Below are 7,272 nucleotides of genomic sequence, written 5' to 3' on the forward strand. Positions count from 1 at the left end.
TCGTTGATCCCGGCGACCAGCTTCTGCATCTGCGGATCGGCGTCGCCGATCTGCAGGCGTGCCGAGAAATCCCCCGCCGCGGCCGCCGCGACGACCTCGCCGACATCCGAGACGATCGAGGCCATGGAATCCGCCGCCTGCAGACGACGCTGCGCCGCGGCCCGCTCCTGCTCCTCGAGCGCCCGGACCTTCTGCAGATTGTCCTGGAAGATCTGCAGCGCCCGCGCCATGGTGCCGATCTCGTCCTGGCGCTCGGTGAAGCCGATTTTCGTGTCGAGATTGCCCTTCGCCAGCTCATCCATCGAGCCCGTGGTCGCCACCAGCGGCCGCGTGATCCGCAGGACGATCACCGCCACCGACCCGGCGGCGATCAGCACGCCCGCCAGCCCGACCAGCATCATCAGATAGAAGGCGGTGGCATAGCTGTCCTCGGCAGCCTTGGCGATGACGGTCGCCCGGCTCGAGACATGCTCGACCAGCTGCTTCAGCGCGGTCTCCATGCCGGAGAGCGTGCCGCGCATCTCGCGCAGCTGCGCGCCCGCGGCGGCCTTGTCGCCGCGGCGCGACAGGTCCAGCACCTTCTCGACGCCGGCGAGATAGCCCGGCACCAGCGCCTCGTAGCGCTTCAGCGCCTCGCGGCTCGCCGGCAGGACGAGCGCTTTCGTCAGGGCGGCCCGGGTCTGCTCGATCTCGGTGGTGACGCTGCGGATTTCCGCTTCCAGCGTCGTCATCGCCGCCGAATCGAGCGAATTCAGATGCATGTTGAGGCGCAGATGCCGCCCGACCACATCGCCGGTGAGATCATTGCTCATCGCGATGGTGGGGATGATCTGCTTGGCTAGGACCTCTTCATCGGCCTGCATGGTCCCCAGCGCCTGGATCGACATCCAGATCGTGCCGATCAATGCCAGGGTCAGCGCAGCGACGACAGCGATCATCGAGCTGCGGATGGTGAGGGCCTTCAGCATGCGTCTTCGCTCCAGCGGGTGCAGTAGTTCGTTCCAGACTGCAGCAGCGTCACACCATGATCATGGTGTGACGCTGCTTACCCCTGCAGTGTACGCATCGAGTGTTAATCGCTCATAAAGCACGCCGTTGTTTCAGAGCTGATGTTCGGCTTCCCAAATTGACGCTCCACAGCTGCCGACGGAAGCCGGCGCCTAGAACTCGCTCCAGCCGGATCCGGCCGAGGCGGCCCTCGCCGCCTGGCGCGGCGCCGGCGGCGATGCCCGGCCGGCGCGTTCGGCCCGCGGTGCGGGAGCCGCCTTGTCCATGATGGCGGCGGTGGCGCGCAGGGCGCGGACGGAGCCGTCCGTCGTGGTGTCGGTCTTGAAGCTGGCGATCAGCTGGTTGAGCGCGAGGATCTGGTCGCCGAGCGCCTTGGCGGATGCCGCGCTCTCCTCGGCCAGGGCCGCGTTCTGCTGCGTGATCTCGTCCATATGGCTCACGGTCTGGCTCATCTCGTCGATGCCATTGGCCTGTTCGCCGGAAGCGGCCGAGATCTCGTTGACCCGCGCCGAGACCTTGCCCGAGGCCTCGACGATTTCCTGCAGGGTCTCGCCGGCCAGCCGGACCAGCTTGACGCCCTCGGTGACCTGGAGATCGGAGGAGGCGATCAGCCCGGTAATGTCCTTGGCCGCATCGGCGGAACGCTGGGCGAGAGCCCGCACCTCGGCGGCGACCACGGCGAAGCCGCGGCCGGCATCGCCGGCACGAGCGGCCTCCACGGCGGCGTTCAAGGCCAGGAGATTGGTCTGGAAGGCGATGCCGTCGATCACCGTCGTGATCTCGGAGATCTTCTTCGAAGCCTCCTCGATGCGTTCCATCGCGTCGATGGCGGTCTTGACGATGTTGCCGCCGCGCTGCGCCACGGTGGCGGCCTCGTCGGCCAGATCGACCGATTGCCGCGAGGCATGGGCAGACGTCTTGACCGAGGCCGCGAGCTGCTCGGTCGTCGCCGCGGTCTGTTCGAGCGCCGCCGCCTGCTGTTCCGTGCGGGAGGACAGGTCGCCGGCGCCGCTGTTGATCTCATGCGACGAGGCGGCGATGGTGGCGGAGGTGGTCTTGATGGTCGAGACCATCGCGGCCAGCTTCTCCATCGCCGCGTTGAAATTGATGGCGATCGCCTTGTATTCCTGCGGCATGTCGTCGGACATGCGGTGCGTCAGATCATTGTTCGAGAGAGCGATCATCGCTTCGGTGACATAGGCCACGGCCTTGTCGCGCTCGGCCGATTTGGCGGCCTCGACCGCCTTCGCCTCGTTCTCGGTCTTGATCCGCGCGGCCTCCGAGGCTTCGAGATAGACGGAAATCGCATAATCCATGTCGAGCAGGGCGGCCTTCACCACCGCGCCGATCTCCGCCGCGCGATCCTCGGCGCCGCCGATCTTGCTGCCGAAGACGCCCTTGGGCCACCGCGCCTTGACCATGTCGCCGAGCAGCTTGTCGAGGATCAGCGCATAGCCGCCGATATACCAGCGCGGCGCCAGGCCGATCCGCGCATGGATGGTGCCGACCTTGGTGACGGCCTCGACATAGGCCTGATCGAAGGTGCCGGTGGCGATGCGGTCCCAATGCAGGTTCTGACGGTTCTTGGCGCCTTCCATCTGCTGGTCGCTGCCGAAGAAGGTGGCCGTTTCCGGCACCTGCCGCAACTGTCGATAGAAGGCGTCGAGCGCAGATGGCAGGGAGGCAGCGATGATGCTCTGCACATCGGTGATGCGTTTACGCGCCGATGCGTCGAGCTGCATGAAGCTGAGGCGCTGTTCCAGTTGGTTCGGCGTCGACATAGTGGCACGTCCCTTTCACTCTTGGCGCGTCCTGCCCTTCGGTAAAACAACCTAAAAAGGTTAATAGAATCTTGGAATGAATTTAATTTTTCTGTTTTATTTGAAGCAACATAAACTATGTATAGAACGCTCTTATTCTCATACTTTGTCGGAGCCAATGCTGTATTTCTTGTATCCGCGCGCCGAATGACAGATTTTCGTACCGGCATAGCAAGATCAGGATCGTCATGACGTGTCCGTCAATCCCCATGCTGACGCTTGATCAGGCTGGATCGACATCACCCGCTTTCTATCCCGGACGTCAGTGTTCGCGATCAGCCCGCTTCAACACGGCAGCAGCGCCGAAGCCTGTCGCGCTCGACTGGGCCAGTAAACGAAGCCAGACGCAATTTTGCGTCGATCAGCGGGTCGAAAACGGCTTTTCGCGGTGATTTTCCGGATTGGCGGGAGCCCGATTCAGGATCGCGGCGACCTCCTCGCCCCCGATCCGGCGATTCGCGATCAGGGCATCGGCGATGCGCGTCTGGGCCTCCAGCATCGCCGGCGCATGGAGAATGGCGGTCGCGGCCAGGCTGCAACGGGCGCGCAAGGCGGCCTCGTCGGCCGGAGCGATGAAGCGGATAAAAGCCTGCATCTGCTCGAGATCGTCCTGATGCGAATGCAGGATGCCGGGATACCAGCGCGCGGCTTCGGGACGGTTCCAGTAGATCATCTCGCCGCAATGGCCGGCCGAGAGGATGATGATCTCGGTTTCCGCCCGCACCAGATCCGGCTCATGCCCCGGGCGGAAGGCGCTGCGATAGGGCTGGAAACAGGTCTCGCCGGACAGGCCATGCGGCGGCCGCAGCCAGGCATGGCTGATCTCGCGACGGTGCCGCCAGCCGGCGAGGATATGGCCGGCCTCGTGATAGGCGCAAGCCGCACGGCGAATGCCGATGGGGATGGCGTCGAGGGGATCGCGCGCGCGCATCGGCGGTCCCGCCATCCACTCGCCGCCCGTCAGGCGTCGAGCAGCTGCCGGACCTGCGCGCGCAGGAAGGCCCGGTCGGCGGGGATATGGATGGGATTGCCGGCCCGATGCCCGTAGATCGACGGGATCGGGAGTAGTTTTGCGGAGCGGGCATTGACGAGCAGCGGCAGTTCGGCGGCATTGTCGCTGGGCTGGAAATAGCTGTCGGTCGCGCCGGGCATGAGCAGCACATGCGCCGTGATCGCCGCCAGCGCCCTGGCGAGATCGCCGCCGAAACGCGGGCAGGCGCCGACATCGCCATGCTGCCAGGTCGCGATCTGGGCCAGCAGATCATTGGCGTCGCGCCGCGCGAAGGCCCCGTCCCAGGAGCGCGCCAGAAAATCCTCGCAGCTGTCGAAGCCGAGATGGCGCCAGGCCTCGTCGCGATAGAAGGCATGGGAAAGCGCCCAGCCGGCATAGACCCGCCCCATCGCCCGCAGCCCGGCCGCAGGCTGTCTCACGAAGCGGCCGTCCTGAAAGGCCGGATCCGCCTGGAGCGCGGCCTTCACCCCTTCCAGGAAGACATGGTTGAACGGGGCGCAGCGGGCACTGCCGCAGATGATGGCGGCGCGTTCGACCATCTCCGGGTAGAGCGCCGCCCAATGATAGGCCTGCATCCCGCCCATCGACCAGCCATAGACCAAAGCGATGCGCTCGATGGCGAAGCGCTCGACCAGCAGCCTGTGCTGGATGGCGACGGCATCATGATAGGTGACCAGCGGGTAGCCATCCTGCTGCCAGGCCTGTGCCGCGTTCGAGGGCGATGAGGAGAGGCCGTTGCCGAAGAGATTGGGGATGAGGATGAAATAGCGCTCGGGATCGAGCACCCCCTCGGGCCCGATCAGCCACTCCGTATCGCCGTGCCTGGCGCTGAAGGAGGTGGGGTAGAGGATGAGATTGTCACGGGCCGCGTTGAGCCTACCATAGGTCTTGTAGGCCAGTTTCATCCCGCGGAACACCCGGCCCGAGGCGAGCGTGACATCGCCGGCCTCGAAGATCTGATAGTCGGTGGGTTCGCTCATCGGGCCCGGTCTGCTCTCGGCTGCAGGCTCACCATAGAGGAGAGACGCGCGCGGCGCGACCTCGTCCCGGCGCGGCCGCGGGCTTCGCCCCGCCGCCGGGTCATTCGCCGGCGGGGTCGGAGAGAACTTCGCCGATCGCCTTTTCCAGATCCTTCTGCCAGAACGGCTTGCCGAGGCGTTTCACCCGCGCAGGCAGGCCATGCGGCGCCTCGGCATAGCCCGTCGCCAGGATGATCGGCAGATCGGGCCAGCGTTCGACGACTTCGCCGATCAGCTGCGCGCCGGTCATCTGCGGCATGGCGTGATCGGTGACAAGGAGCTGGATGTCCGGCTGCGTCGAGAGGAGCTCCAGCGCCTGTTTCGCGGAGCTGGCCTCGAATACGGTATGGCCGAGGTCCTCGAGCAGGGCCGTGGTGTTCATCAGCACCAGCGCATCGTCATCGACGGCCAGGATCCTGAGCAGGCCGCCATCGCGGAAGCCGTCCGGCGCGGCGTCATCGCCCGGCCGCTCGAGCGGTTGCGCCGGCACGGAAGGCAGCCAGATCGAGGCGGTCGTGCCCTTGCCGATCCGGCTTTCCAGGATCAGCTTGCCGCCCAGCTGCTCCGCCGTTCCCGCCACCATGGACAGGCCGAGACCGGTGCCCTTGCCGACGCCCTTGGTGGTGAAGAAGGGTTCGGCGGCCCGCTCCAGCGTCTCCTGATCCATGCCGCTGCCGCTATCGGCCACGAAGATGCTGACATAGTCGCCGGGCGCCAGGCCCTGCGCCGCGCGCTCCAGCCTTTCGTTGCGCGCCCCGATCACGATGCGCCCGCCATCCGGCATCGCGTCACGGGCATTCACCGCGAGGTTCAGCAGGGCGAGCTCGAGCTGGTTGGGGTCGGCGATGGCGCGATCGAGCCCGGCGGGAAAGGAGGTCTGCAGCGCGACCGCGGGGCCGAGCGAGCGGGCGATCAGATCCGTCATCCCCGTGACCAGCGCATCGACATCGACCGGCGCCGTCTGCAGATCCTGCTTGCGGGCGAAGGCCAGCATGCGTTGCGTCAGGGTCATGCCGCGCCTGGCCCCGGCCATCGCATTGTCGATCAGGCGCCGCTGCCGCTCATCCCCCAACTGCTTGCGCAGCAGCTCCAGGCTGCCGACCACGGCATTCAGAAGATTGTTGAAATCATGCGCGATGCCGCCGGTGAGCTGGCCCAGCGCCTCCATCTTCTGGGATTGGTAGAGCGCCTCGCGCGCCGCCATCAGCGCGGCATCCGCCTCCCGCCGCTCGGTCATGTCGCGGGTGATCTTGGCGAAGCCGATCACCTCGTCATTCTCGTCATGGATCGCGTCGATGACCACGCTCGCCCAGAAGCGCTCGCCGCCCTTGCGGATACGCCAGCCCTCCGTGCGAAAACTGCCCTCCTCCCGGGCGATCTCCAGGATCCTGTCCGGCTCGCCCTGCGCCCGGTCCTCCGCCGTGTAGAACACCGAGAAATGGCGGCCGACGATCTCGGCCGGCGCATAGCCCTTGATGCGCTCCGCGCCGGCATTCCAATTGGCGACGTTGCCCGCGGGATCGAGCATGAAGATCGCGTAATCGGTGACGCCCTGGACCAGCAGGCGGAAGGATTGCTCGCTGCGCTTCAGCGCATCGGCGGCGAGCTTGCGATCGGTCAGGTCGCGCGTGATCTTGGCGAAGCCGAGCGGCTTGCGATCGCGGGGATGCAGGATCGGGTCGATGACGACATGCGCCCAGAAGCGCGAGCCGTCCTTGCGCACCCGCCAGCCCTCGCTCTCGAAACGCCCTTCCCGCTGCGCGGTCTCCAAGGCCCGGCGCGGCTGCTGCGCGGCCTGGTCCTCGGGCGTATAGAACCGCGAAAAATGCTGGCCCAAAATTTCCCGCTCGGCATAGCCCTTGAAGCGCTGGGCCCCCGGATTCCAGCTGATCACGAAGCCGTCGGGATCGAGCATGTAGATGGCGTAGTCGACGACGGATTCGATCAAGAGCCGATATTTGTCGTCGCTCACCACATCGACTTCGAAGGCCATTCGCTCAACCCGTCTCATCCGCCCCAACTGGCCTCAACGCAAAGCGCGCCGGAACGGTTCCCCGCGCTCGCCATGTCGTCACGAGAATTGAGCGGACGCGAGAAGCCTCCTCCCACCGACGACCGAGCGGCAGGAATGGCAACATCATGCGGATCACCCTGCGGCAACCGCGATTGCCTCTGCGTGCCGGAGCCGCTATCGCAAGCGCACCATGCCATGCAGAGGTGATACGTGTCGGCCCATATCGATCCGCCAGAGGGCGGGAACAAGAAGATCGCGCTGCTCATCGCGGTGCTCGCCTTGATGCTGTCTCTGTCGGAGATCGGCGGCAAACAGGCGGAAAACGAAGCGATCGCGCGCAATATCGACGCTTCGAACCTCTGGTCCTTCTTCCAGGCCAAGACCATCCGCGGCACGACG

At 65.8% G+C, this 7,272-nt stretch carries 6 protein-coding genes; 1 reads left to right on the plus strand and 5 read right to left on the minus strand.

Features of this window, described 5'->3' with window-relative positions; all coding sequences use genetic code 11:
* From ASG72_RS02775 to ASG72_RS02795, 5 genes are all read right to left on the minus strand, one after another.
* Nucleotides 1-968, minus strand: a 968-nt coding sequence (locus tag ASG72_RS02775) for a HAMP domain-containing protein (protein ID WP_162246182.1), incomplete at its 3' end; no start/stop codon positions are given.
* A 192-nt stretch (nucleotides 969-1,160) separates the two neighbouring features.
* Nucleotides 1,161-2,789 carry a globin-coupled sensor protein gene (locus ASG72_RS02780; protein ID WP_056708644.1) on the minus strand — a complete coding sequence of 543 codons (1,629 nt, stop codon included), beginning with the start codon at nucleotides 2,787-2,789 and terminating at the stop codon, nucleotides 1,161-1,163.
* A 400-nt stretch (nucleotides 2,790-3,189) separates the two neighbouring features.
* Complete coding sequence (locus tag ASG72_RS02785) at nucleotides 3,190-3,759, minus strand: hypothetical protein (protein WP_056708646.1); 570 nt, start codon at nucleotides 3,757-3,759, stop codon at nucleotides 3,190-3,192.
* A gap of 29 nt (nucleotides 3,760-3,788) precedes the next feature.
* The gene (locus tag ASG72_RS02790; protein ID WP_056708649.1) at nucleotides 3,789-4,820 is read right to left on the minus strand and encodes an alpha/beta fold hydrolase; all 1,032 of its coding nucleotides are present in this window, start codon (nucleotides 4,818-4,820) and stop codon (nucleotides 3,789-3,791) included.
* A gap of 100 nt (nucleotides 4,821-4,920) precedes the next feature.
* Nucleotides 4,921-6,870 (minus strand): PAS domain S-box protein, encoded by a 1,950-nt coding sequence (locus tag ASG72_RS02795; protein ID WP_056708653.1) that lies wholly within the window; start codon nucleotides 6,868-6,870, stop codon nucleotides 4,921-4,923.
* Nucleotides 6,871-7,083: 213 nt separating this feature from the next.
* Here ASG72_RS02795 and ASG72_RS02800 point away from each other — a divergent pair.
* Nucleotides 7,084-7,272, plus strand: a 189-nt coding sequence (locus ASG72_RS02800; RefSeq protein WP_156395761.1) for a DUF4337 family protein, incomplete at its 3' end; no start/stop codon positions are given.

The sequence above is a fragment of the Allobosea sp. Leaf344 genome (assembly GCF_001426225.1).
In the GTDB taxonomy this organism is placed as follows: Bacteria; Pseudomonadota; Alphaproteobacteria; order Rhizobiales; family Beijerinckiaceae; genus Allobosea.

Coding starts and splice junctions, on each gene's coding strand:
- ASG72_RS02780 (WP_056708644.1), bottom strand. CDS start 2,789: ATGTCGACGCCGAACCAACTGGAACAGCGCCTCAGCTTCATGCAGCTC.
- ASG72_RS02785 (WP_056708646.1), bottom strand. CDS start 3,759: ATGCGCGCGCGCGATCCCCTCGACGCCATCCCCATCGGCATTCGCCGT.
- ASG72_RS02790 (WP_056708649.1), bottom strand. CDS start 4,820: ATGAGCGAACCCACCGACTATCAGATCTTCGAGGCCGGCGATGTCACG.
- ASG72_RS02795 (WP_056708653.1), bottom strand. CDS start 6,870: ATGAGACGGGTTGAGCGAATGGCCTTCGAAGTCGATGTGGTGAGCGAC.